Annotated in this window: 21 protein-coding genes; 10 read left to right on the top strand and 11 right to left on the bottom strand. The window is 70.6% G+C overall.

The features are described 5' to 3' along the window. The first annotated feature begins 78 nt into the window (after positions 1 to 78). The gene (locus tag OHA77_RS03810; protein WP_406316154.1) at positions 79 to 2,124 is read left to right on the top strand and encodes a spermidine synthase; all 2,046 of its coding nucleotides are present in this window, start codon (positions 79 to 81) and stop codon (positions 2,122 to 2,124) included. A gap of 82 nt (positions 2,125 to 2,206) precedes the next feature. Here OHA77_RS03810 and OHA77_RS03805 read toward each other — a convergent pair whose 3' ends face one another. Continuing rightward, positions 2,207 to 4,126: an LCP family protein gene (locus OHA77_RS03805; protein ID WP_406319761.1), complete on the bottom strand. Its 1,920-nt coding sequence runs from the start codon at positions 4,124 to 4,126 to the stop codon at positions 2,207 to 2,209. A 145-nt stretch (positions 4,127 to 4,271) separates the two neighbouring features. Next, complete coding sequence (locus OHA77_RS03800) at positions 4,272 to 5,354, bottom strand: neutral zinc metallopeptidase (RefSeq protein ID WP_406316152.1); 1,083 nt, start codon at positions 5,352 to 5,354, stop codon at positions 4,272 to 4,274. Positions 5,355 to 6,000: 646 nt separating this feature from the next. Here OHA77_RS03800 and OHA77_RS03795 point away from each other — a divergent pair. After that, positions 6,001 to 6,867, top strand: coding sequence for a LysR family transcriptional regulator (locus OHA77_RS03795; protein WP_326822044.1), 867 nt, complete (start codon positions 6,001 to 6,003; stop codon positions 6,865 to 6,867). 90 nt (positions 6,868 to 6,957) lie between these two features. Further along, positions 6,958 to 7,797 carry a dihydropteroate synthase gene (gene folP / locus OHA77_RS03790; protein WP_326822045.1) on the top strand — a complete coding sequence of 280 codons (840 nt, stop codon included), beginning with the start codon at positions 6,958 to 6,960 and terminating at the stop codon, positions 7,795 to 7,797. Here folP and OHA77_RS03785 read toward each other — a convergent pair. From OHA77_RS03785 to OHA77_RS03770, 4 genes are read right to left on the bottom strand one after another with little or no spacing between them, the layout of a single operon-like run. Continuing rightward, positions 7,788 to 9,206 (bottom strand): pyridoxal phosphate-dependent decarboxylase family protein, encoded by a 1,419-nt coding sequence (locus tag OHA77_RS03785; protein WP_406316150.1) that lies wholly within the window; start codon positions 9,204 to 9,206, stop codon positions 7,788 to 7,790. The two genes, folP and OHA77_RS03785, sit on opposite strands and share 10 nt — an antisense overlap. 44 nt (positions 9,207 to 9,250) lie before the next feature. Next, on the bottom strand, positions 9,251 to 9,889 hold the full coding sequence (locus tag OHA77_RS03780) for a TetR/AcrR family transcriptional regulator (protein ID WP_406316148.1): 639 nt from the start codon (positions 9,887 to 9,889) through the stop codon (positions 9,251 to 9,253). A gap of 58 nt (positions 9,890 to 9,947) precedes the next feature. Continuing rightward, complete coding sequence (locus OHA77_RS03775) at positions 9,948 to 11,378, bottom strand: sensor histidine kinase (RefSeq protein WP_406316147.1); 1,431 nt, start codon at positions 11,376 to 11,378, stop codon at positions 9,948 to 9,950. Then, positions 11,368 to 12,042 (bottom strand): response regulator transcription factor, encoded by a 675-nt coding sequence (locus tag OHA77_RS03770; protein ID WP_326822049.1) that lies wholly within the window; start codon positions 12,040 to 12,042, stop codon positions 11,368 to 11,370. Before OHA77_RS03770 ends, OHA77_RS03775 begins: the two co-directional genes overlap by 11 nt. Before the next feature lie 201 nt (positions 12,043 to 12,243). Between OHA77_RS03770 and OHA77_RS03765 the strand changes: the two genes are divergently transcribed. From OHA77_RS03765 to OHA77_RS03755, 3 genes are all read left to right on the top strand, one after another. Next, complete coding sequence (locus OHA77_RS03765; protein WP_406316145.1) at positions 12,244 to 13,350, top strand: LolA family protein; 1,107 nt, start codon at positions 12,244 to 12,246, stop codon at positions 13,348 to 13,350. Between the two features lie 148 nt (positions 13,351 to 13,498). Then, positions 13,499 to 14,476, top strand: a complete 978-nt coding sequence (locus OHA77_RS03760; RefSeq protein ID WP_326822051.1) for an ABC transporter ATP-binding protein — start codon at positions 13,499 to 13,501, stop codon at positions 14,474 to 14,476. After that, positions 14,463 to 15,413: an ABC transporter permease gene (locus OHA77_RS03755; RefSeq protein WP_406316144.1), complete on the top strand. Its 951-nt coding sequence runs from the start codon at positions 14,463 to 14,465 to the stop codon at positions 15,411 to 15,413. Before OHA77_RS03760 ends, OHA77_RS03755 begins: the two co-directional genes overlap by 14 nt. Positions 15,414 to 15,484: 71 nt before the next feature. Here the strand turns inward: OHA77_RS03755 and OHA77_RS03750 are convergent, their stop codons facing one another. Further along, a complete protein-coding gene (locus OHA77_RS03750; protein ID WP_406316142.1) occupies positions 15,485 to 16,231 on the bottom strand; it encodes an AraC family transcriptional regulator in 747 nt (248 codons plus the stop codon). A gap of 249 nt (positions 16,232 to 16,480) precedes the next feature. Between OHA77_RS03750 and OHA77_RS03745 the strand changes: the two genes are divergently transcribed. Then, complete coding sequence (locus OHA77_RS03745; protein ID WP_406316140.1) at positions 16,481 to 17,626, top strand: MalY/PatB family protein; 1,146 nt, start codon at positions 16,481 to 16,483, stop codon at positions 17,624 to 17,626. A gap of 208 nt (positions 17,627 to 17,834) precedes the next feature. Here OHA77_RS03745 and OHA77_RS03740 read toward each other — a convergent pair whose 3' ends face one another. Together OHA77_RS03740 and OHA77_RS03735 are read right to left on the bottom strand one after the other, a co-directional pair. Beyond that, positions 17,835 to 18,587 (bottom strand): YcnI family protein, encoded by a 753-nt coding sequence (locus OHA77_RS03740; protein ID WP_406316139.1) that lies wholly within the window; start codon positions 18,585 to 18,587, stop codon positions 17,835 to 17,837. Positions 18,588 to 18,714: 127 nt separating this feature from the next. Further along, entirely contained in the window at positions 18,715 to 19,269 is a 555-nt protein-coding gene (locus OHA77_RS03735) for an MFS transporter (RefSeq protein ID WP_406316137.1), read from the bottom strand. A 161-nt stretch (positions 19,270 to 19,430) separates the two neighbouring features. Here OHA77_RS03735 and OHA77_RS03730 point away from each other — a divergent pair, with 161 nt between their 5' ends. Next, on the top strand, positions 19,431 to 19,883 hold the full coding sequence (locus tag OHA77_RS03730) for a hypothetical protein (protein ID WP_406316135.1): 453 nt from the start codon (positions 19,431 to 19,433) through the stop codon (positions 19,881 to 19,883). A 105-nt stretch (positions 19,884 to 19,988) separates the two neighbouring features. Here the strand turns inward: OHA77_RS03730 and OHA77_RS03725 are convergent, their stop codons facing one another. Beyond that, the gene (locus OHA77_RS03725; protein WP_406316134.1) at positions 19,989 to 21,482 is read right to left on the bottom strand and encodes a DHA2 family efflux MFS transporter permease subunit; all 1,494 of its coding nucleotides are present in this window, start codon (positions 21,480 to 21,482) and stop codon (positions 19,989 to 19,991) included. Positions 21,483 to 21,658: 176 nt separating this feature from the next. Between OHA77_RS03725 and OHA77_RS03720 the strand changes: the two genes are divergently transcribed. After that, positions 21,659 to 22,084 carry a winged helix-turn-helix transcriptional regulator gene (locus tag OHA77_RS03720; RefSeq protein WP_406316132.1) on the top strand — a complete coding sequence of 142 codons (426 nt, stop codon included), beginning with the start codon at positions 21,659 to 21,661 and terminating at the stop codon, positions 22,082 to 22,084. A gap of 241 nt (positions 22,085 to 22,325) precedes the next feature. Here OHA77_RS03720 and OHA77_RS03715 read toward each other — a convergent pair whose 3' ends face one another. Continuing rightward, the gene (locus tag OHA77_RS03715; RefSeq protein WP_406316129.1) at positions 22,326 to 23,489 is read right to left on the bottom strand and encodes an FAD-dependent oxidoreductase; all 1,164 of its coding nucleotides are present in this window, start codon (positions 23,487 to 23,489) and stop codon (positions 22,326 to 22,328) included. Between the two features lie 54 nt (positions 23,490 to 23,543). Between OHA77_RS03715 and OHA77_RS03710 the strand changes: the two genes are divergently transcribed. Then, a complete protein-coding gene (locus OHA77_RS03710; protein WP_406316127.1) occupies positions 23,544 to 24,230 on the top strand; it encodes a TetR/AcrR family transcriptional regulator in 687 nt (228 codons plus the stop codon). Positions 24,231 to 24,352: the final 122 nt, after the last annotated feature.

The following is a 24,352-nucleotide window of genomic DNA, read 5'->3' as shown; positions in this document are numbered from 1 at the left end:
TTTATCCACGTGAATCACCCAGACCGCCGACAGGTATTTCCTTCCCCGGAGGCAGAGCGATCACTAGCGTTGGGCGGCATGACCGCAGCGGCCGAGACGACGCCCCCCACCTACCCCGACGCCCCGTCCAGACACTGGCTGAGCACCCGCCCGAGGCTGATCGTGGCCAGCGCCTTCATGCTCTTCCTGGAGCTGGCGCTGATCCGGTGGACCGGATCGAATATTGTGCATTTGAGCTATTTCACGAACTTCGTTCTGCTCGGCTCGTTCCTCGGCATCGGACTCGGCTTCCTGCGGGTGGGACGCACGACGCGACAGCCGTACTATTCGCCGATCGCGCTGGCCGTCCTCGTGCTGGTCATCCTGTTCTTCCCGGTCACCGTGGACCGGCAGACCGAGGGTGTTCTGTACTGGACCAGCCTGAGCACCGTCGGCCCGCCGCCGTGGCGGATCCTGCCGGTGATCTTCGTGGCGGCGGCGATCGTGCTGATGGGCCCGGCCGAGCTGGTCGGCCGCTGCTTCCCCGAGCTGGACCGCCTGGAGGCCTACCGCTACGACCTGGTGGGCAGCCTCACCGGCATCGCGCTGTTCACCGGGCTGTCCTTCCTCAGCGCGCCCCCCGTCGTATGGGGGACGATCGCCGCGGCCGCCTACCTGGTGCTGCTGTGGCCGCGCACCGCCGCCGGGCGGATCGCGCTGGCCGTCCCCTCACTGGTCGTCGTCGCGGCGCTCGCGGTGGAGACGCTGACCGCGGGGGCGTTGTGGTCGCCCTACTACAAGGTGACCTACAACCGTCTCGACCACGGCGGCGTCCCGGTGATGGACATCCAGGTCAACGGCATCCCGCACCAGCAGGCCGTACCGGCCGCCAACCGGCTGGAGTGGGAGCGGCAGTACGCGCTGCCGTACGAGCGGGCGGCGGCGCAGAAGCTGGACGACGTCCTGATCGTCGGCGCGGGCAGCGGCACCGACGTGGCGATCGCGCTGGCCAAGGGCGCCAAGCACGTGGACGCGGTGGAGATCGACCCCAAGCTCCGTGAGCTCGGCCAGACCTACCACCCGGACCGGCCCTACGCGGACCCCCGCGTCACCACCGTGGTCACCGACGGCCGCGCGTTCCTGGAGGGTGCCTCCGGCAGGTACGACCTGATCCTCTTCGCGCTGCCCGACTCGCTCACCCTGGTGTCCGGGGCGAGCTCGCTGCGGCTGGAGAGCTACCTGTTCACCCAGCAGGCCATGGAGGCGGCCAGGGACCACCTCAAGCCCGGCGGCACCTTCTCGATGTACAACTACTACCGGGAGAGCTGGCTGGTGGACCGGCTCGCCGCCACCATGCAGGCCGCCTTCGGGCACAAGCCGTGCGTGGACATCGTCAGCGAGACCGGCCAGCAGGCCGTGATCACCGCGGGCCTCAGCGCCCAGACCCAGAGCTGCGGCGCCGAGTGGGCCGGTGCGAACGCCGGCACCCCGCAGCCGAGCGGCGACGACCGGCCGTTCCTCTACCTGAAGGACCGGACGATCCCGGAGATCTACCTCATCACCCTCGGCCTGATCCTGATCGTGAGCCTGCTCGCGGTCCGGCTGGTCGCCGGGCCGTACACCCGGATGCGCCCCTACGCCGACCTGTTCCTGCTGGGCGTGGCGTTCCTGTTGCTGGAGACCAAGAGCGTGACCGGGTTCGCGCTGCTGTTCGGCACGACCTGGGTGGTGAACGCGATCGTGTTCGCCGGGGTGCTGGTCGCCGTGCTCGCCGCGGTGGAGGTGACCCGCCGCTTCAAGGTCCCGCCGTTGCCCGTCATGTACGGCGTGCTCCTCGGCGGCCTGGTGCTGGCCTGGCTGGTGCCCAACTCCTGGCTGCTGGGCCTGCCGCTGCCGTTGCGGGCGGTGGTCGCCGTGGTCGTGGCGTTCCTGCCGATCTTCGCGGCCAACGTGGTGTTCGCCAAGCGCTTCGCCGACTCCGCCGACGGCACGACCGCCTTCGGTGCCAACCTGCTGGGCGCGATGGTCGGCGGCTGCCTGGAGTATCTGGCACTGGTGATCGGCTACCAGGCGCTGCTGATCGTGGCGGGCCTGCTCTACCTGGGGGCCTTCGTGCTGCTTCCCCGGAGCGCCAGGGCCGCCTGACCGCGACCCGGGGCCGGCCGGAGAAAGGCGGTGGCCCGGCTCCGGGAGGGAGCCGGGCCACCGCCTTCTCCGGCGGGGCGGATCAGAATCCGCAGAGCTCGTCGAGGGACTTGGCGGCCTTGCTGTTCTGGGTCGGGGTCTGGCTCGGCCGGACCGTCGCGGTCCTGGTGGGCGCCGGAGTGGGGGTGCTGCCGCTCGCGCCGGGAGAGGCCGTCACACCGGCGGCCAGGGCGCGGCGGCTGGGCTGGGTGGACTGACGCAGCGCTCTGGCGGCCGCGGTGCGGATCTTCTGCCAGTCGGGGGAACCGGGCCAGAAGTCCGGCGGCACGAACTGCAGGCTGGTGATCTTGGCGTCCTTGACCCGGAGAGCGAGCTCGGTCACCTTCTCCAGCATCTCGCGGGGGATGTTGGTCTTGGCCATCTGCTTGGCGACGGTCGAGATCTTGGCGAAGTTGGTGAGCACGACCTGAGGGGTGGCCTGTTTGGCGAAGGCGCCGATGACGCACCGCTGGCGGGCCATCCGGGAGAAGTCGTCGCTCTCGACGCGGGAACGGCCGTACCAGAGCGCCTCCTCGCCGGACAGCTTCTGGTAGCCGGCCTTGATCGTGCCCGCGGTGCCGTAGTGGCCGCCCCACTTGACGTCGTTGTCCACCCGGATCTTCAGACCGCCGATGGCGTCCACCAGGTGGGCGAAGCCGAACATGTTCACCAGGGCGTAGTAGTCGATCTTCAGGTTGAGCGTCTGGCCGATGGCGTCCATGAGCGCCCGGGGACCCCGTGTCTCGTTCTTGCCCGGCACGACCTCGGGGTGCTCCTCGCCGTACTGCCAGACCTCGTTGAGCAGCCCGCCGTTGGGCAGTTCGCGCATGAAGCCGTTCGGGAAGCGTTTGCCGAGCGGGCCGGCGGGGTTGAAGCGGACGTGCTGCAGGTTGCGGGGCAGGCTGAACATGACCGTGTTGCCGGTGGCGACGTCCACGCTGGCCACGTTCATGCTGTCGGTCCGCACGCCCTCCCGGTTGCCCGCCCCGTCGCCGCCGATGAGCAGGAAGTTCACCCGGTCGCGTCCGTTCCACGGGTCCTCGGGCTTGAACGTGGCCGTCGTCAGGTCGTCGTGGATGCTCGGGAAGATGGTGTTGGCCGTCTCCTTGATGGTCAGCACCGTGCTCGCGGTCAGCGCGAACGGCGCCATCACCGACACGCACAGCACACCGGCCACGATGCCCGAGACGATCTGTCCCCTGCCGGTCAGCCGGTTGGGCCGCAGGGAGACGTAGGACGACAGCACCACCAGGAACCAGCAGAGCGCGGCGACCCCGGCGATGATCGCCCCGGCCAGGAGCGAGCCGTCCCGGGCGGCGAAGCCGGCGTTGCCGGCCAGGACGAAGCCGCCGATCAGTACGGCCAGCAGCAGCACGCCGAAGGTGCCGAGCATGATGTAGCCGGTACGGCGGCGCCCGGCACGCAGGTGTGCGGCACCGGGCAGGACCGCCGACAGCAGGGTCCAGCCGATGAGCGCGCCGGTCGTCAGCGGTTTGGCGAAGCGCGGCCGGTTCGGGGGGGCGGGGGAGCCGGGGGGTGCGGTTTCGGTCCCGGGTCTCCGCCCGGACCCCTTGGCGCGTCCGGATCTCTGGGTGGTACGGCCGGGCGCCGTGGCCTGACCGGAGGCCTGACCGGGCCCTGTCTCCTGGCCCTGGCCGGATGTCCCGTCCTGCCCTGCCTCTTGGCCCTGGCCGGGTCTCCCGTGCTGTTCCGGGCCTGGTGCGGTCTGGCGGACCTGGTCCGGCTCCGGTGCCCGCGCGGGCCGCCGCACCTGCCTGGTGGCTTCCGCCGACTGCTCGGACCTTTCCGGGTTTTCGGCGCCCGGCGCTCCCGCGACTCGCGTGTCAGGGGTGCCCGGCGTCTCGCCTGCGCCGGGCTGCCCCTCGCGGCTCGCCCCGCGTCGCCCGGTGCGCCGTTTCCCGCCGTCACCGGTGAGATCCCCCGAGTCCTGCCCAAGGTGCATCGTCACACCGCTTCCTACTATGGCTATCCCGGTCCACCTGGCAAAACGGCCGAGGTTCCCCGATTACACAGAATTGCCAGGATTCTAGTCCCCATACCTGGACATGACAGACAGATGACCAATTCTCAGTTAACGGTCATCTAAGCTACGACGTCGAGGAAGACGGAGCCAGCCATGTGTTGCACTGATACGCCTTGTTCTTCTCGTAGCCCTGCCGGAACCAGCGGTTGTTGTTCGCAGGCGAGCCGTGGTCACGGGGATTGCCCGCCCAGTCGCCGACCCGCGAGTAGAAGTAGTAGAGGGTGTTGCGCCGCGCTGGGGTGACCGGATAGCTGGCCGAGACCGAGCGCATGAACATCCCGCCGAAACAGGTGGCCTGGAGTTCGAACCGGCGGCTCAACGCCAGTTTGCCGCTCTGGCTGCTGGAACGGAGGGTCTGCCCCCACCACTCGTTGGACAGGCCCGACAGTTGCTGGATGTGATGTCCGTACTCGTGGGCCATCATGCTGACGACCCCGCCGTGCCAGTCGGTGAGCTGGCCGTACCCGCCGGAGCTGCCGGATCCCTTGACCATCGCCGTGGTCGAGGCGTAGATGGTCTCGTTGCGAGGGCAGTAGTAGGGCACGATGCTGCCACCCGAGGGGAAGTCCCCGCAGGCACCGCGTCCCCGGCCGGACGTGATGGCGTAGCCCGGTCGTTTCCAGGTCAGGCCCTGGGCGCGCATGATCTGGGCCCAGCCCCTGTCCAGGCACCTGGACGTCTTGAGGATCAGTGCCTTGAGCTGGCTGTGGCTGTAGATGCTGGCCGATCCCGCCGGGCAGCTCACCCGGGGCAGGGACCCGGCCCGGTAGAGCGTGTTGTTCTTGAGACTGGTGTTCACGACCTGCTTGGCCGGGCGGGTGACCGTGGTCTCGGTGGAGTCCTTCCGGGTCTCGGAGAGACGCGACTCGGTGCTCTCGGAGGCGGCGGGAGTGCTCGTGGGCCGCTCGAACGGGGTGAGGGTGGGGATCGCGACCGGTGAGACCGGGTCCGCGTGCCTGCCCCCCTTGACCAGCGCCCCGATCACCACGAGCCCGACGAACACCACCGCGACCACACCGAATATCCCGCCGACGATCGCGCCGGCGCCGCCGCCGGAGCGAGGACGCTGCGGTTGCCACTGGGGCGGCGGGTACGACGGCCGCGGGTGCTGGTGGTTCGGCGGCGGAGGCGGCTGGCTGTACGGCATCCGTCCCCGAGGCGGGGGCAGGGGCGGATAGCTCTGACCGGGCGGGGGCGGATACCCCGGCCCCGGAGGGCTCTGGGGCATGCCCTGCGGGGGCGGATACGCCGGCGGCGGGTGACCCTGGTCCGGCCGCGGAGGTGCGGGCTGCGGATAGCCGTGACCCGGGGGGAACCCCTGGTGCGGCGGCGGAGGGTAGCCCTGTCCCGGGGGCCCCGGCGGGGGCGGGGGATACCCCTGGCCGGGCGGCGGCTGCGGCGGGTAGCCCTGACCGGGCGGCGGCTGCGGCGGGTAGCCCTGACCGGGCGGCGGCTGCGGCGGCCCCTGCGGCGGGTAGCCCTGGCCGGGGGGCGGCTGGGGCGGGTATCCCTGCGGTGCTCCCTGAGGAGGGGCGGGAGTCCATCCGGGTGGTTGCCGCGGGCCCTGGGGCGGAGGTGGAGGGTAGTGCCCGTTGCCTGTCACGCTGTCTCCCCGTTAAGCCAACCATCCGATTTAGCCAGAAGGCTCGGATTTTTGCCAAATTCGGGGCGTAAGCATACTGATTTCTCATCCGTCACGGATGTCGCCGCATTCGATTACATTCCGAAATCATCCGAGGTGATCTCCGCGATGTCCGGGACCGGGCAGGGCCCGGTGATTTAGCTTCGAAACCATGAATCTGCAGCAGCTCCGCTATGTGGTCGCGACAGCGGAGCATCGCACCATGACAGACGCGGCCAGGTCCCTGTACATCGCGCAACCTGCTCTTTCGCGCGCGATCAGAGACCTCGAACGAGAGCTCGGGATGACGTTGTTCGCCCGTTCCGGGCGTGGTGTGGTCGTCACGGCGCAGGGGCGCCGGGTGGTCAAGCTCGCCCGGGAGGCACTCGACGCGGTCCGCGAGATCGAGGCCCTGTCCGGAAACGATCATTCGGAGGCGGAACTGCGCATCGCCTCGACCCCCAGCCTTGAGCCGGGGCTGGCCGGACGCCTCCTTCCCGCCTACAGCGCCGAACATCCCGGAGTGCGCGTACACATCGTCCGCTGTGACGGACGGGACGGCGTGGTGAACGCCATCAGGGACCAGCGGGCCGATCTCGGCCTGACGGACCTGCCCGTCCCCACCGATCTGATCAGCCATCCACTGGAACGCCAGGAGATCGTGCTGATCTCACCGCCCGGTATGAACCTGCCCGACCCGGTCCCGATGAACAGGCTCAACGGCATGCCGCTGGTCCTGCCGATCCCCGGTAGCTCCCGGCGCAGGGAGTTCGACGCGCTGTTCGCCAAGTACGGCGTCACCCCGGTGCCGACCGTGCAACTGGACGAGCGGGGCAACTGGCTGAACACGGTCCGCTCGGGGACGGCCTCCCTGCTGTGGTACCGCGGGATGGCCGAACAGGCCGTCCGAGCCGGGCTGGTGGTCCGTCCCCTCGCCCCCTCGATCCGCCGGGTCATCGCCCTTGTCCACGCGCGACGGCGACTGCCCGCCATCGCCCAGGAGTTCCTGTCCGTGGCCGAAGGTGGGTCGGCCGCCTAGGAACCATCGTCTGTTCCACCCGAAAACCCACAGAGGCGGCGCAGGTGGGAGCGCCTGCCTCTCCGACGCCGGGCGATAGGCTCGGTCTCGATGACTATCTTGCGCCTGCGTGGCCGTGAGTTCCGGCCCGGCGAGTTCGCGATCATGGCGGTGGTCAACCGCACCCCTGACTCCTTCTTCGACAAGGGCAGGACCTACGGCTTCGCGGCCGCCCTGGAGGCGGTGGACGGGGCCGTCGACGGCGGCGCGGACATCGTGGACATCGGTGGCGTCAAGGCGGGCCCCGGCGACGAGGTGGACCCCGCCGAGGAGATCCGCAGGGTGGCCGACCTGGTCGCGGCGGTCCGGGAGCGGCACCCCCGGCTGATCATCAGTGTCGACACCTGGCGGGCCGAGGTCGGCGAGGTCGTCGCCGAGGCGGGCGCCGACCTGCTCAACGACACCTGGGGCGGAGTCGACCCCGCTCTGGCGGAGGTCGCCGCCAAGCACGGCATCGGACTGGTCTGCGCGCACGCCGGACGTGTCACCCCCCGCACCCGCCCGCACCGCATCGCCTACGCCGACGTGGTCGCCGACGTCATCGGATACACCACCGACCTGGCCGAACGGGCCGTCGCCGCCGGGGTCCGCAGGGAGGCGATCCTGATCGACCCGGCTCACGACTTCGGCAAGAACACCTGGCACTCCCTGGAGGTCAGCCGCCGTCTGCACGAGATGACGGCCACCGGCTGGCCGGTCCTCGTCGCCGTCTCCAACAAGGACTTCGTCGGCGAGACCCTCGGAGGTCTCGCCGTCGACGAGCGCCACGCCGGGACCATGGCGACCCTGGCCGTCTCCGCCTGGCAGGGAGCCCGGGTCTTCCGGGTGCACGACGCGGCCTCCGCCCGCGCCGCGCTGACCGCCGTCTCCGGGCTGCGGAGTCAGGTGTAGATCACCGACAGGAAACGGACCAGCACCGCCTCGCGCCTGTCGGCCGGCAGCGCGTCCAGCACCGCGTTGACCACGGCCATCTCCGGCTGGCCCGACCCGCCGAGGTCCACTCCCACCGAGGCGGCGAGCTCGCCGAAGGCGGCGTCGTCCAGGGCGTCCAGGTCCAGCCCCGCGACGAGCTCCACCAGTCCGTCGGGCAGCGTCACCGGCCCGCGTTCCCGTGCCGCCTCGGCGGACTCCGCGATCACCTCCAGCATCGCCTCCACTCCGTGCAGGGTCACACCGGTCACCGTGACGTGGATGTTGGCCGGAATCCCCGCGTAGGACAGCTGCGGCTGCAGGAACCAGCCGCGCCTCCTGGCCTCGTCGGACAGCACGAACACGTCCACCTCCGCAGACCCGAAGGCGACCAGGGCCGACTCGGGGTCCCCCAGCACCCGCAGGCCGGGGATGCCGGCGATGCCCTCGCGGAGCCGCCGGGCCGCCGCGAGGGTCGCACGGCCCAGTTCGAGGTAGCCCTCCCGGCCGAGAGCCTGGAAGGTGGCCCAGGCGCCGCCCAGCGGGCCGGCGGACTTGGAACTCTGCACGGTGGCGTTGATGACCGTGTAGCCCGGCCACGCCGCCGAGGCGAAGTAGGCTCTGCGGCGCAGCGCCGGATCGGCGAACAGCACGACCGAGGCCCCCTTGGGGGAGTAGCCGAACTTGTGCAGATCGCAGGAGATCGAGGTGACCCCGGGCACCGACAGGTCGAACGGCGGGACCTGCGCCCCGGCCTCGCGCAGCCACGGCAGCAGCCATCCGCCCACGCAGGCGTCCACGTGGCACAGCACGCCGCGGGCGGCGGCGACCGCGGCGATCTCGGCGACCGGGTCCACCACACCCTGCGGATAGGACGGAGCCGAGGCGACCACCAGCACCGTGTCGGAGGTGATCGCCTCCTCGACGGCCGCGACGGAGGCCCGGAACGTCACCGGATCGACCGGTACGGCGTCCACCGCCACCCCCAGATAGTGCGCGGCCTTGTGGAACGCCGGATGCGCGGTGACCGGGACGACCATCCGGGCGGGGCCCCCGGCCGGCCGCGAGTCCCGGGCCGCCTTCACGGCCAGCATGATCGACTCGGTGCCGCCGCTGGTGAAGATGCCCGAACCTCCGCCCAGCAGCCCGGCCACCGCCCCGACCACCTGCCTCTCCATCTCGACCACGCTGGGGAACGCCGTCGGGTCGAGGGTGTTGACCTCCAGCATCTCGAAATAGGCCCGGGCCGCCGCCTCGTGCACCTCCGGCCGCCCGGTGTCGTACACGTACGCGGTCACCTTGCCTCCGCGTACCGGCAGGTCGTCCTGCCTGAGCCGGGAGATCTCGGCGAGCAGTTCCTCGATGCCTCGGCCCTTCTCAGGCAGGCTCATGACTCTCCTCGGGGGGTCTGGCCGCCGGAGGGAGCACTCCAGGATCAAGGAGGTGCTCCGGGGAGGATGGCGGCACGGTGGATCATCTGGTGAAGGTAAGCGCGGAACCTGCCCAGGGCCTCGGGGTCGTCCATGCGCATGCGCCGGCCTTCCTTGCTGAGAATCCCGCCTTGGGCGAAGCCGTTCACGCACCAGAACAACGACCACGTGAGGTATTCCACATCGATGTCGGGGGCGATGTATCCGGCGGTCACCGCGGAATCGAGCACGCCCCCGATGAGACTGATCAGCGGAATCGTGTAGCGCTGTTCCAGATCGGTGACGTCCCTGGCGTCCGAGAGCCAGCGGTGCATCCACAGCGCGGGGATCTCGGGGTAGGCCACGCACAGGTCAAGATAGCAGTCGGCGATCCGGTGCACGAGGACCGCCGCATGCTCGGCGTCCACTGCGGGGGCGTCCTTGGTCACCTCCCGCATGGAGGCCATCTCGATCTCGTGCAGCCGGTCCATGACCGCGAGATAGAGCTCCTGTTTGATGCCGCCCTGCTGAGCGACGGCGGCGGCGTCCAGCCCGGTGGCCTCGGCGATCTGGCTGAGGGAGGTCGCGTCATAGCCCATCGCGGCGAACAGCCGGGTCGCGATCTGCAGGATCAGCTCCCGCTGGCCGCCATCAGCGGAAGTCATGAAAACGACGCTAGGTCCGAAAGCAATCGAGGCCAATCACTCGACGGTCAAACCTCGCTCAAGATAGCGGAAGCCGGACGACGGCCCGAAGCCCGGGAGACGCGTCCTCCAGATGGACCGCGCCACCGTGGGCGTTGACGGTCTCCCGGACGATGGCCAGGCCCAGCCCGGCTCCGCCTTCGTCCCGGCTGCGCGCGCTGTCCAGCCGGGTGAACCGGTCGAAGACCCGCTCCCGGTCGGGTTCGGGGATGCCGGGCCCGTCGTCGGTGACGCTGAGCACCGCGTCGGCGCCCTCGACGCGCAGCGCCACCGCCACCGGGGCGTGGGTGTGCCGCAGGGCGTTGTCCACCAGATTGACCAGCACCCGCCCCAGGTCCAGGGCGTCTCCGGCGATCACGATCGGGCCGTCGCCGATCTCCATGGTGACGGTCCCGCCGTACCGCTCGACGGTCTGGGAGACCAGCTCGTCCAGCTCCACCGGCTCCCTGCGGCCGAGCGCGCCGCCGCGCTCGTCCAGCCGGGCCAGCGCGAGCAGGTCCTCGGCCAGCCGGGCCAGACGCATGGTGTCCTCCAGCACGCCCTCGGCCGTCTCCTGCCAGTCCTGCCCGTGCGGATGGCCGAGCGCCACCTCCAGCTGGAGCCGGATGCTGGCCAGCGGGCTGCGCAGCTCGTGCGCCGCGTCGGAGACCAGAGCCCGCTGGCGGGCGTCGGCCTTCTCCAGCCGGGCCAGCATGTCGTTGAGCGTGACGGCCAGGCTGTGCACCTCGTCATGGGCCTCGGGCACCGGCAGACGCCGCGAGCGGGCGGTGTCGGTGATATCCTCGGCGCCCCGTCGCAACGCGGCGATGGGCCGCAGGGTCCTGCCGACGATCACCCAGCCGGCCCCGGCGAGCAGCATCAGCAGCAGCGGCGTACCGACGAGCAGCACATGCCCGGCCGTGGTGAGACTGGCCTGCACCTCACTGAAGGGGCGCGCGACGACCACCGTCAGACCGCGGTCGGCGCTGAGCACCCGCGCGCGCAGCATGTGCGGGATACCGTACGGCGCACCGTCCAGGAACCGCGCCCGGTCCTCCCTGATCACCGCCGCCCGCTCCCCGGGGTTCAGCAGGGGCACCAGCCGGTCGGTGCCGGTGGTGGCGTGGGTGATCCGTCCGGCGCCGTCGATCACCTGTACGAGGATGCCGTCCGGTGAGGTCAGCTCGTCCGGCAGCCGCTCGGCGTCGGTCAGCGACACCACATCGCGGGCACGCTGGTACAGCGAGTCGTCGATGGTGGCCAGCAGCGACCTGCCGAGCACGCCGATCATCACGTAGGCCGAGAGGGCCAGTGCCGCCCCGAGCACGGCCGCCGCCACCGCGGTCAGCCGGAAGCGCAGGCTCTTGCGCCGCCACCAGCCGGCCGTACGCCGTCCTGCCCGGCCCTCCTCCCGCGTGTCCGCCGGAGGGCTCCCCTTCGGGCCCTGTTGGGAGTGCGGATCAGCCGCCATTGCCGGCCAGCCGGTATCCGGCACCACGCACCGTCTGCAGCGCGTTACGGGAGAACGGCACGTCGATCTTGCGGCGCAGGTAGCCCACATAGACCTCGACCACGTTGGGATCGGTGTCGAAGGTGTCCCAGACATGCTCCAGGATCTCCGTCTTGGAGACGACCTCGTCGTGGCGGCGCAGCAGATACTCCAGCAGCGCGAACTCCCGGGGAGTCAGCTCCACCGCCGTCTCCCCCCGGGAGACCCGCCGCCGCGCGGGGTCCAGTTCCAGATCCCCCGCGCGCAGTACGGCGGGGCGCCGGCCTGCGCCGCGCCGCAGCAACGCCCTCAACCTGGCCACCAGCACGACGTAGGAGAACGGCTTGGTCAGGTAGTCGTCGGCACCCAGGTCGAGCCCGTCGGCCATGTCGTACTCGCCGTCCTTGGCCGACAACATCAGGATCGGCACCCAGTTCTCCTCGGCCCGCAGCTGCTTGCAGACGTTGTAGCCGGAGATCCTGGGCAACATGATGTCCAGCACGACCACGTCGTAGTCGCCCTGCCTGGCCAGGTGCAGGCCGTCCTCGCCGTCATGCGCGAGGTCGACCGCGAACCCCTCGGCCTGCAGCCCGCGCTGGAGCGCCGCGGCCATCCGCCGCTCGTCCTCCACGACGAGAACCCGCATCCTCCACCCCCTCCGGTTGTCCCTGCCCATCTTCGACCAGCCGTCCTGAGAGACGGCTGAGAAGCCTGTGAGCCCTCTCAGTCTGTCTCAGCTCCGGCACAGGACCGTTCACGCAAGCTGCGGATGTCAGGGATTGACGGCATACCGTGAGGGAGTGACATGTCGGAACGGACGAGACGAGGCCGTGCGATGAGATGGGGCGTGCCCATTGCGACGATCGCCGTGGTCGCCGGGGCCATCGGCGCGGGGCCGGTCATCGCGGCGGTCCAGGGAGAGCCGGTGCTGCCCGGACGCACCGCCGGACAACTGCTCGCCGACGCGGCCCAGGCCGCCCGGTCCGGTCTGAAGCCCATGTCGGGCACCGTGATGCAGACCGCGTCCCTCGGACTGCCGGGGCTGCCCGACATGGCGGGCGTGGGCGGCTCGTCGCCCGCGGCCCTGCTGGCGGGCTCACACGAGCTCAAGGTCTGGTACGGCGGCGCGGACCGGTTCCGGTTCGCCCTGCCCGGGCGGATGAGCGAGACCGACCTGATCGTCAACGGCGACCAGGCCTGGCTGTGGGAGAGCGAGGCCAACAAGGCCACCCGCATCAAGGGCGCGGCCCAGGCCGGCCAGGACCGGCAGCAGGCCCTGCCCACGGCGACCACCCCGCAACAGCTCGCCGGCGAACTGCTGAAGAGGGCCGAGGCCGGGACCGTGGTCAGCGTGAGCAACACCGAGCGGGTCGCCGACCGTCCGGCCTACCAGCTCGTCCTGGCGCCCAAGGACGCCTCCTCCCTGGTCAAGGAGGTCAAGGTGGCGCTCGACGGCCAGACCCTGGTCCCGCTGCGGGTCCAGGTCTACGCCAAGAGCGCGGCCGAACCGGCCTTCGAGGTCGGGTTCACGTCGGTGACGTTCACCCCGCCGTCCCCGGACAACTTCGCCTTCACCCCGCCGGCCGGCACGAAGGTGGAGGAGAAGTCGCTCTCCGACCTGAGCGGCGGCGGCCCGGAGGCCAGACAGGAACGCGCCGAGGAGCTGAAGGGAGAGGTCACGACCGTGGGGCAGGGCTGGACGACGGTCGTGGTGCTCCCGGCGAAGGACCTCATGAGCCAGGCGCGGCCGGAGAAGGGTGAACGGCCCGGCGGGCAGGACCAGAGCGCGATCGCCGACGCCCTGCTGAAGTCGGCCAAGCCGGTCAGCGGGACGTGGGGCAGCGGCAGGGTCATCCAGACCAAGCTGGTCTCCGCGCTGCTGACCGACGACGGCCGCCTGCTTGCCGGGGCGGTCACCCCCGACAAGCTGACCGAGGTGGCCGGGCAGAAATGAGAAAGACGCCGGGAGACGTACGACTCCTGGCGGGCGACGGTGGGGCCCGTGAGAGCGGGCCCCACCGTGCGGGGCTCGCGGAGAGCCCGGGGGCGCCCACCGGGGTGTCCCCGCCCGCCGTCCGGGATGCGAGACCAACGGGAGAGCCATGCTGACCGTCCAGGAGCGGACGCCGTCCGCCACGGCCTCCGCCGGAGACTTCTCGATCGTCACGCGGGGGCTGACCAAACGGTTCCGGGGCGGCCAGACGGCCGTCGACGATCTCGACCTCGCCGTGCCCACCGGCTCGGTCTTCGGTTTCCTCGGGCCGAACGGCTCGGGCAAGACCACGACCATCCGCATGCTCCTCGGCCTGGCCGCCCCGACCTCGGGCAGCTGGGAGCTGCTCGGCACGCCCATGCCGGGCGGGATGCCCGCCGTACTGCCACGCGTGGGCGCGCTGGTCGAGGGTCCGGCGTTCTACCCCTACCTGTCGGGTGAGGCGAACCTGCGCCGCTACGACGCGGCCGACCCGGCCGCGGACCCGCGTACGGCCGCGACGAGGATCGGCCTCGCCCTGGAGCGGGTCGGGCTGGCCGCCGCGGCCCGCAAACGCTACCGGGCCTACTCGCTGGGCATGCGCCAGCGGCTGGCCATCGCCGGGGCCCTGCTCGGGCCGAGAGAGCTGCTGATCCTCGACGAGCCGACCAACGGCCTCGACCCGCAGGGCACCCGCGAGGTGCGGGGACTGGTCAAGGAGATCGCCGCCGAGGGGACGACCGTGTTCGTCTCCTCCCACCTGCTGGCCGAGGTGGAGCACATGTGCTCCCACATCGCCGTCATGCGCACCGGGCGGCTGGTCGCCCAGGGCCCCATCGCGGCTCTCCGGGCAGGGGAGACGGTACGGATCCGGGTGGAGACCCCGGACATCGCCGGGGCGGCGGCCGTGTTCGCCGCGCTCGGACTGGCGCAGGTCCGCACCGGCGACGGAGAGGTCAGCGCCGAGCTGGGCACCGATGCGCCGGAGCGGATCTGCGCGGTGCTGGTGGACGGCGGGGTGGCCGTGCGCGGCCTGGCCGTGCAGCGGCCGAGCCTTGAGGACGTGTTCGTGGGCCTTACCGGAGAGGGGTTCGATGTCGACGGTTAGCGGGGAAGAGATCACGTCGACCGGCGTGGCGCCGCCGCCGGTCCGCGAGGGCACGGGTGCCGCCGGGCCGGTTCCGGGCGGGACGCCAGTCTTCCCGCCGCGCGCGATGGGCGCCCCCCGGGCGTGGCTGCGGCTGCTGGCCTCGGAGATGGAGCTGACCTTCCGGAGACCGAGGAACCTCGCCATGCTGGCGGTGCTCGCCCTGGTCCCGGTGCTGATCGGGTTCGCGCTACGGGCGTTCGGCGGGGCGGACGAGAGCGGCGAAGGGTTCGCGTTCCTCGGTCAGATCACCGGTAACGGCCTGTTCCTCACGTTCGCCGCGCTCTCGATCCTGGTGCAGTTGCTGCTGCCGGTCGCCGTCGCGGTGGTCGCCGGGGACGCGGTCGCCGGAGAGGCGGGCATCGGCACACTGCGCTACCTGCTGGCCGCCCCGGCCGGCCGCGGCCGTCTGCTGGGCGTCAAATACGCCAACGCCGTCCTCTTCGCCCTCGCGGCCGTCGCCCTGGTCGCGCTGTCCGCGCTGCTCGTCGGGGTGCTGCTGTTCCCGGCCGGTCCGGTCACCCTGCTGTCCGGGACGACGGTCCCCCTGCTCGACGGCGTGCTGCGGATCGGCGTCGTCGTCCTGTACGTCACGGCGGGCATGGCCGCCCTGGCCGCCGTCGCCCTCGCGCTGTCGACGCTGACCGAGGTGTCGGTCGGCGCCATCGCCTCGACGGTGGTGCTCGTCGTCGTCGCCCAGGTGCTCGCTGTCATCCCGCAGCTCTCCGGGCTCCAGCCGTACCTGCTGACGCACTGGTGGAACGGATTCGACGGGGTGCTGCGCGACCCGGTGGCCACCGGTGACATGGGCCAGGGCCTGCTGGTCTTCGCCGCCTACATCGCGGTCTTCGGTTCGATCGCCTGGGCCCGCTTCACCAGTAAGGACATCACCTGCTGACAGTGGATCGGACCCTCGGCCCGGCCGGGCCGAGGGTCCGCGCGAGGCGCGTCCCAGGACGGTTGCGGTGGTCAGTGGTGTGTGCGGTGGGTGCCGGGGGTGTGGCCGAAGGCCCGGCGGAAGACGTCGATGAAGGCGCTGCTGGATGCCCAGCCGCATCGGTGTGCGACGACCGTGACCGGGGTGTCTTCGGCCAGCAGGCGCAGGGCGTGGTGCAGGCGCAGCTGGGTGCGCCATTGCGGGAAGCTCATGCCGAGTTCGGCTCTGCAGAGCCGGGTCAGGGTGCGGTCGCTGACGCCGGCCACGGCGCCGAGCTGCGCCAGGGTCCGGTTGTCGGCCGGGTCGTCGCGGAGGACGGCGCACACCGCGACCAGACGCGGGTCCCTGGCGTCGGGCACGTGGACCGGCTGCTGGGCGGAGTGGCGGAGCCGGTCGACCAGGACGGCCCGTAGGCGGCGGCGTTCGGCGGTGAGGTCGGCAGGCTGTTCGGTGTAGGCGATGATCAGCTCGCGCAACAGCGGACCGACACTGATGACCGCGGGCCGGTCCAGGCGCAGCGGGTTGTCCTTCACCGGCAGTCCCACCAGGTGGAGGTCGGTGTCGCCGTAGGCGCGATGCTCATGGACGGTTCCGGCTGGGATCCAGATCGCCCGGTTGGCAGGGGCGATCCAGCTGCCCGCGTCGGTGGTGACCGACAGCACGCCGCGGCCCGCGTAGACGAGCTGGTTCTCGTCGTGCCGGTGAGCGTCGACTCCGGTGCCGGCGGGCAGCGGGCGGAGCCCGGTGGTCAGCCGTGGAGCATGGCCGATTTTCGACATTGTCTGTCATTTTATCGGAAGCGGAATGACCTCTGCGGCACCGATCATCGAGGAGCGACGGCGGCTCGGCCCCTGGGACCACTTGCCGGTCATGCGGGGTGCGCCGGACTCCCATCCGGGCGGCCGCCCGGAAGACCGGCGGAGTTCACCGGGCCGGAGACCCCGTCAACGCAAAGACGACGCGTCGAACGACGCCGTCGTCGGCCACCACCGTCATATCCCGCAGAAGACCTTCAGGAGTCCCTCACCATGGGCAACCTCTCGATCCCCCCTCTTGCAGAGCTGAGGAAGCGCCGGAGCGCGAAATGGCGGACCTTCCCGGACGACATCCTGCCGCTTCCGGTCGCGGAGATGGACTTCCCGCTGGCGGAGCCGATCGCCAGGGCCCTGCACGAGGCGGTCGACCGTTCGGACACCGGCTACGCGGCCCCGACCCGTGATCTCGCGGACGCGGTCAGCGGCTATGCCCGGCGCACCTGGGGCTGGAAAGTCGAGGCCGACGATGTGCGCACCGTCGCCGACGTCGGAATCGGCATCGTCGAAACCCTGCGCCGCATCATCGGTGCCGGAGACCGCGTGGTGATCAGCCCACCGGTGTACGAGCCGTTCTCCTGGTGGGTACGCGAGGTCGGAGCCCAGGTCGTCGAGGCGCCGCTGGCCGAAGGACCACGGGGATGGCGACTCGACCTGGACGCCCTGGAGCGTGCCTTCGCCGACCATGCCACGGCGTATGTGCTGTGCAACCCGCACAATCCCGTGGGTCTTGTGCACCGGCGTGAGGACCTGGTCGCGCTCGCCGAACTGGCCGACAGGTACGGCGTCTACGTGCTGTCCGACGAGATCCACGCCCCGCTCGTTCTCCCGGGGGCCGAGTTCGTCCCCTTCCTGTCGGTGTCAGACGAGGCGCGGCGCTGGGGGTTCTCGTTCCTGTCCGCCAGCAAGGGCTGGAACCTGGCCGGTCTCAAGGCGGCCACCGTCATCACCGCCGACCCGGCGCCGAAGCGGTACGTCGACCGCCTGTCACCGCACTCGCTCTACCGCACCGGACACCTCGGAGTGATCGCCACGGTGGCCGCGTTCAACGACGGTGACCCATGGCTCGCCGATGTCCTGAGCGTTCTCGACGACAACCGGAGGCTGCTGGACGAACTGCTGGTGAAGCTGCTCCCGGGAGTTCACGGCAGTCCATCGCAGGCAGGTTTTCTGGCCTGGATCGACTTCCGCGCTCTCGGCTGGGGCGACGATCCCGCCGAACACATCCTCGCCGCCGCCAGGGTCGCGCTGAACGCCGGACACCGTTACGGCTCTACCGGCCTCGGATTCGCCAGGCTGAACTTCGGCTGCTCACCGCAGACCCTCACCGAAGCCGTCACCCGTATCGCCGCGGCCTGCTGAAAGACCTGGAAGGCCCGCACCGGCGGAGGGCCACGTCGACGGGGCGCTTGACCTGGACGGCCCCGCCCCGTCACCGGGAAGCACGCTGCGTGGATCCAGTGACCTTGCGGTGCGGGACGGCCGGCCCGCCGGGCGCGTCCCGGCGGCAGGCCGGGGTGATCGGACCGGAGCCCGGTCGCCCCGGCCCGCCTGGTGGGATGAGGAACGGTCAGGAGGTACGGCTACCGCGGCGCAGGCCCAGCGCGCCGACCACGACGCCGACGAGTCCGACCAGCAGGCCAGCGCCGCCGAGCAGGCGGGCCGTGCCGTCGGAGGAGTCCGCGGCGGCGACCGGGGCCACCGACGGCGCGGCGGCGGTGGCCGACGTCGCCGGGGCCGCCGACGGGCTGGTGGAGGCCGTGCCGTGGCCGCCGTCCCCGGCGGAGGCGGGCGTGAGCTTCAGAACCGGAGCCGGGTGCTCGGGCTCGGAGCCGTCGGCCTTGGGCTCGTCGGCCCACTTCACGACCTCACCGCCGGTGTAGGTCTGGGTCACCGGGAAGAGAAGGTGGTCGGTGTCCTTGGGCAGCGCGCCCATCGACACCTCGAACTCCTGGAACTGGCCGGGGTCGATCGTGCCGCCCGTCCAGGTGACCTTCGTGACGGCTTCGGTGATCTCGCCGTACTCGGTGGTCACCGGCTTGGGCAGCTTGCCCTCGGTCACCTTGACCTTCCAGCCGGGCACCGGCTTGACCGAGACGAACGGCAGCGGGTGATCGGTGGGGAAGATCACCTCGATCTTGCTGGTCGAGGCGTTGTCACGCTCGTTCGGGACCCGGAAGGCCGCCTTGGTGAAACCGCCCTGCTCGGCGCTGCCGGGGTTGATGGTCACGTGGGCGAGGGCGGGCAGAGCCAGGCCGAGGGTGAGGGCGGTGACACCGGCGGCCACGGCCGTGGCGCGGCGGCAGACGGAGGAAAACGACATGGGAATCTCCACTTCGAAACTGCGGGACGTCGAGCACATCGGATGTATCGAGCACGTCGGGTGCGTCGGGCCATCGGAACGTCGAGCACGTGGACGTGCGGGTGACGGGTGACGGGGTGAAAGGCGGTCAGACGGCGGGAAGTGGAGGACCACGCCGGCTGACGGTGTGACGGAGGACGCCCCGCACCGGGACGGGCACGGCGACGGGGAAGGCCGCCCGGGGGAGGGCGGCGGGTGTCACCGGGGAGAAGATCAGGCGGAGCACCGCACCGAGGCGCCGGCCCGCCGCGCGGAGCAGCGACCAGAGGGCGGCCTCACCGCGTGCCAGCCACCAGCCGGTGATCAGCGTGGCGGTGAGATGGGCGATCAGCATGCCCAAGCCCTCGCTCAGCCCCTGGCCGTGCGGGTGCGCGGTCAGGGAGATCCCCGAGGGGTCGCCGTAGGCGAACAGTTTGTGGAGGAACAGCTGCATGGCGGAGAGGCCCACGCTGATCGTCGCGGTGGACCGTTCGCGCCCGGCGAGCAGGGTGGCCAGGGCCGTGACCACCGTGGTCCCGGCGACCATCGCCCACGGCTCGGGTCCGGATCCGCCCGCGGCCAGGTGGCCGACGGCGGCGAGCGTCACGCAGACGGCCGAGAAGGCGACCGCGCGCGTGAACCGTAGGGGGAGCCGGGCATCCATGGTGTGCAACATGTTCTCACGCGCCCGCATTGCCTGCCATTCCGCGGTATCGGCCGCATGGTTACTGCGGTGTTCCGCGTGGTGCAACGTCTGCCGTTTCACGTCATTTGTCGCTATGGTTGCCGCGACCGCGACACGTGTTCCAGGCCTAGGTGGTGGTGATGCGGCACTTCTTCGGGCTGCTCGTCGGACTGGTCATGACGGCCGTCCTGCTGATCGGCGGGGGCTGGGCGGTGCAGCAGGCAGGAACGAGCGTGACCGCACTCCCCGCCGAGAGCGGCACAGATGCGTGGATCACGCTGGGAGTGATGGCCGGGATCGGGCTGTTCTTCGGCTTGGTGACCGCCGGTCGGGTCTCTCCGGTGGCCGCCTTCATCCCGTCGATGGTCCTGCTGTCCTGGAACGTGGTCTACGCCCTTGACGCCAAGCAGGCCGGTGCCATGCTCTCCGACCTCGTCTCCTTCCACGCGGGGCTCGGACCGGCCGGTCAGGGCATGGCCATGCTGCTCGCCAACGGCGTCTATGCCCTCCTCGGCGTCGCGTTGTTCGTCCCCATCCTCATGCCCTCCCGCTGGTCCGGCCGAGCGCGCCACGAGGACGACGACTACGAATAGCCCGTTGCCGTTGCCGTCGCCCGTCGAGCGCTCGCCGGGCGACGGCGGACGGCATCGGCAATCTTCAGCCGGCGGGTTCGGGGGTGGCCGGTCCGATCACAAGCCTCACTCATTGACCACGGTGACGGCACCGTCGCCGTCGCCGGTCGGCAAGGACTGGTCGTCAGGCGCGGATCCGGGCACGGTCGCCCTTTCAGTGCGTAGCAGGATCAGGGCCAGGACTGCGCCGATGGCGACGACGGCTGAGGCCGTGGCGAACGCGAGGTGATAGCCGCCGATCAGCGCTTCCGCGGTGCCCTTCTGGTCGGCCAGTAGGTCGTTGGTACGTGAGGTGGCCAGGGTGGCCAGGACCGCTAGACCGATTGAGCCGCCGACCTGCTGGGTGACGTTGACCACGCCGGAGGCCAGCCCGGAGTCGCTGGGCGTGGCGCCGGACATGGCGAGTGTCACCAGCGCGGGGAAGGCCAGGCCGCCGCCGATGCCGAGCAGTACCAGGGCCGGCAGCACATCGGTCAGGTAGTGCCCGTCGGCGGGCGCGCGGGCGAGCAGCGCCAGTCCCGCGATGATGCACACCAGGCTGGGCACCAATACGGCACGCTCGCCGAAGCGCGTGTTCAACCGCGGGGAGGCGCTCAGGGAGAGGAACCCGATGATCACCGCGACGGGAAGGAAGGCCAAGCCGATTTCGAGCGGGTTGTAGCCGAGTACACGTTGCAGGTACAGCGAGCCGAGGAAGAGATGCCCGACCATGCCGGCCAGCATCAGAGCCAGGACGAGATTGGCGCCTGACAGGTTGCGGGAGCGGAAGATGCGCAGCGGCAGAAGCGGGTTCTTCGCGCGGGCCTGACGGGCGATGAACATGGCGAGCAGGACGAGCGCCGTGGCACCGAAGCCGATCGTGTGCGCCGATCCCCAGCCGTAGTCGGATGTCTTGAGAAGCGTGTACACCCCGATCATGAGAGCGGCGGTGATGAGCAGCGCGCCCGCGACGTCGGCGCCCTTGCCGAGCCCGATCCCGCGGTCGGCCTTGAGCAGGCGTGCGCCGAGCGCGGCGACGGCGATTCCGACCGGGAGGTTGACGAAGAAGATCCAGTGCCAGCTGATGGCCTGGGTAAGGACGCCGCCGGCGAGTAGGCCGATGGAGGCGCCGCCCGCGCCGACGAAGCTGTAGGCACCGATGGCCTTGGCCTGCAGGCGCGGCTCGGGGAACAGCGTCACGATCATGCCGAGGATCACGGCGGAGGAGACGGCACCGCCGACGCCTTGCACGAATCGCGCGATGATCAGCATGTCCTGGCTGGTGGCCATGCCGCACCACAGCGAGGCCGCGGTGAACACGGCCAAGCCGACCAGGAAGACGCGCTTGCGGCCGATCAGGTCGCCGAGTCGTCCGGCCAGCAGCAGCAGGCCGCCGAAGGCGATGAGGTAGGCGTTGACGACCCAGGCGAGATCGGCTTGGGAAAACCCCAGGTCACTCTGGATGGTCGGCAGCGCCACGTTCACGATGTTCTGGTCAAGGACGATCATCAAAAACCCGGCGCAGAGCACGATGAGTGCCAGTAGGCGCGAGCGGGTCGTCGCTGGAGGGGTCTGGTTCATGGGTCGCTTTCTTGGCGCAGAGCCCGGCCGTCCGGGCCGCGAGGGCTGTGACCCGAGGTGGGAACGGTGGCCGTTGACGTTCATCGCCCGTCGTTGCCAAATGTCCCCTCAGGGAATCACTTGTTACACAGGCCATGATCTGTGACTATGAAGCCTCGGCGGAAGGAGGCAGTTTTATGTACCAGCGGAACATCTGTGTGCCCGACCAGGTCAACAGCGTGGAGGCCTGCACAATCCTTGACGTGCTCAACCGGGTCAGCAGCAAATGGAGCATCAGCATCCTGATCGAGGCCATCCGCGGACCGGTGCGCTTCACCGAACTGGAGCGCGCGGTCAAGGGCATCAGCCGGCGGATGCTCACCCTGACCCTGCGCAACCTGGAGCGCGACGGCCTGCTCGTGCGGACGGTGTACCCCACCGTGCCGGCCAAGGTCGAGTACACCGCCACCGACATGGCACGCGAGCTCTACGACTCCCTGGTGGGACTCACCGGATGGGCCGAGCGCCACCACGCCGCCATCGCCGTGGCCCGCGACGCCTACGACCGGGCCGCCGCCCTGGACCACGCCGTGCGATCAACGCATGGGCGGAGCGGCGAATGAGCACCGGCGACTGATAGGCCCTGCTCGCAACAGGAAAGGGGACGACCGGGGGGCTGGAACATCGGCACAGCGGTTGGCACTGAGAAGGATCTTGGTAGGGCGAGTCCCATTCCCAGGTCTGCCTGGGATCACTACGCTTCGTTGAAGATCATCTCGACCGCCCGGGTGCTGGTGCCGGGATTCGGCCTGGAGGCCGGGGGCGGTGCGGTCGTCGACGGCCAGGTGCTCTCGCGCTTGGCAGTCAGGATGGCTGGACTTGGTCCCAGATGGCGATGGCTTCGGTGGGGTCCGGGCTCACGAGGCGCTCCAGACCGGCCGCCGTGATCTCCGCCCACTTGCCGGCCCGTGCCCACATCTGTTCCTCGAAGGCGCGGACGGCCTCGTCCAGATCGCCGGGGCCGGCGGCGGCGACGGACTCGGCGAGTTCGGCGCCTTCCAGCATCGCGAGGTTCGCGCCTACCCCCAACGGGGGCATCAGGTGGGCGGCGTCACCCAGGAGCGTCACCCCGGGGACGTGGGCCCAGCTGTGGGACACGGGCAGGACGTAGAGGGGGCGGTGGGCGAAAGCGGTGCCGTGGCGGAGGAGGTCGAGGATGGGAGCGGCCCAGCCGTCGAACAGAGCCAGCAGGCTTGATCGCACGGCCTCGACGTCGGCCACGTCCAGGCTCGCGTCCATGCCTGTGTCCAGGTCCAGGTGCCGGTCCGGGTTCGTGTGCCAGTCCAGCGGCGCGCGGAAGCGGGCGTACACCTTGACGTGGCCGCCGCTGTTGCGCTGGGCGACGAGGCTGCGGTTCACGCCGTACACGGCCATGGAACCGTCGCCGACCAGCCGGGCGAGGTCGGGGTGGCGGGTGTCGATGTCGTCCAGGGAGGTCTCGACCGAGGTGATGCCGGTGTAGTGCGGCATCGCGGACGAGAGTGCCGGGCGGACCCGGGACCAGGCGCCGTCCGCGCCGACTACAAGGTCGAACGTCTCCTGTCGCCCGTCCGCGAAACGGACCAGCACGCCGTCCCGGGTCCCCGGCACCACCTCCGTGACGCCCCGCCCCCACTGAACGTCGAGGGGGCCGAGCAGCAGGTCACGGAGTTGCCCCCGGTCGATCTCGGGATTGGCCCGCTCATCCGGACGGGGTTGCCAGTCGCGCAGGACGGTCCCGTCCGTGTCCAGGATGCGCATGGCCTGCCCCTCGGGGCGGGACAGTGTCTGGAACTCCGCCAGCAGCCCCGCCTTCTCCAGTGCGAGCTGGCCCATCCCTTCGTGCAGGTCGAGCGTGCCGCCCGGGGGACGGGCGTCGGGGGCGGAATCGCGTTCGAAGACGGTGACGGGGTGACCATGGCGGTGCAGGACGTAGGCGAAGGTGAGGCCGGCGGGGCCTCCCCCAATAACTGCAATACGGTGTCTCATAGCGATGCACTGTATTTTACGATTACGGTGTATCGCAACAGTACAATGCAAACCATGACTGTGTGGGACCGACCGGAGCCGCCGACTCGCCCCGTGCCGCTCGACCGGGAGCGGATCGTCGCCGCCGCCATCGCGCTGGCCGACGAGGGCGGGCTGGAGGCGGTGTCGTTGCGCAAGGTCGCCGCCCGGCTGGACGCCGGCCCGATGCGGCTGTACGGATACATCTCCACCAAGGAGGAGCTGTTCGACCTCATGGTGGACGAGATCCACGCCGAGATCCTCCCCGAGGAGCCGTCCGGCGACTGGCGGGAGGTGCTGCGCACCCACGGCCACCGCACCAGGCAGGCCACCCTCCGTCACGAATGGCTGGCCGACCTGCTCGGCGGCCGTCCGACCCTGGGTCCGAACGCGCTCGCCGTGGGCGAAACCACGCTGGCCGCCCTCGACGGCCTCGCCGACCTCGACACCGTCCAGCGCGCCGTGGAGACCGTCGGCGCCTACATCACCGGCGCGATCAGACGCGAGATCGCGAACCTGCGGGCCGAGCGCGCCACGGGTCTGTCCAAGCGCGACTGGCAGCGCGCCCACGGCCCGCATCTGAGGAAGATGCTGGACACGGGCCGGTTCCCGGCGCTGTCCAAGGCCGTGTACGACGGCACGGAGGTGGACGCCGAGGTGTCCTTCGCGACCGGGCTGGACTGGGTCCTCGACGCCGTGGCCGCCAGACTCGCCCGGCCGTAGGCAGCCCGCTGCTCGGCAGGCAGAGATTCCGCAGGCATGGCCCGCACGGCAGGACCATGGCGGCCGCGATCAGCTCATGGTGAGTGCCGCGCTGCACGTGAGGATGTTCCGGCCTTCGGTGC

This window comes from Streptosporangium sp. NBC_01639, from assembly GCF_045209755.1.
Lineage (GTDB): Bacteria > Actinomycetota > Actinomycetes > Streptosporangiales > Streptosporangiaceae > Streptosporangium.
Note: the sequence above shows the minus strand (reverse complement) of the source record. Positions and strands in the feature narration are given on the sequence as shown.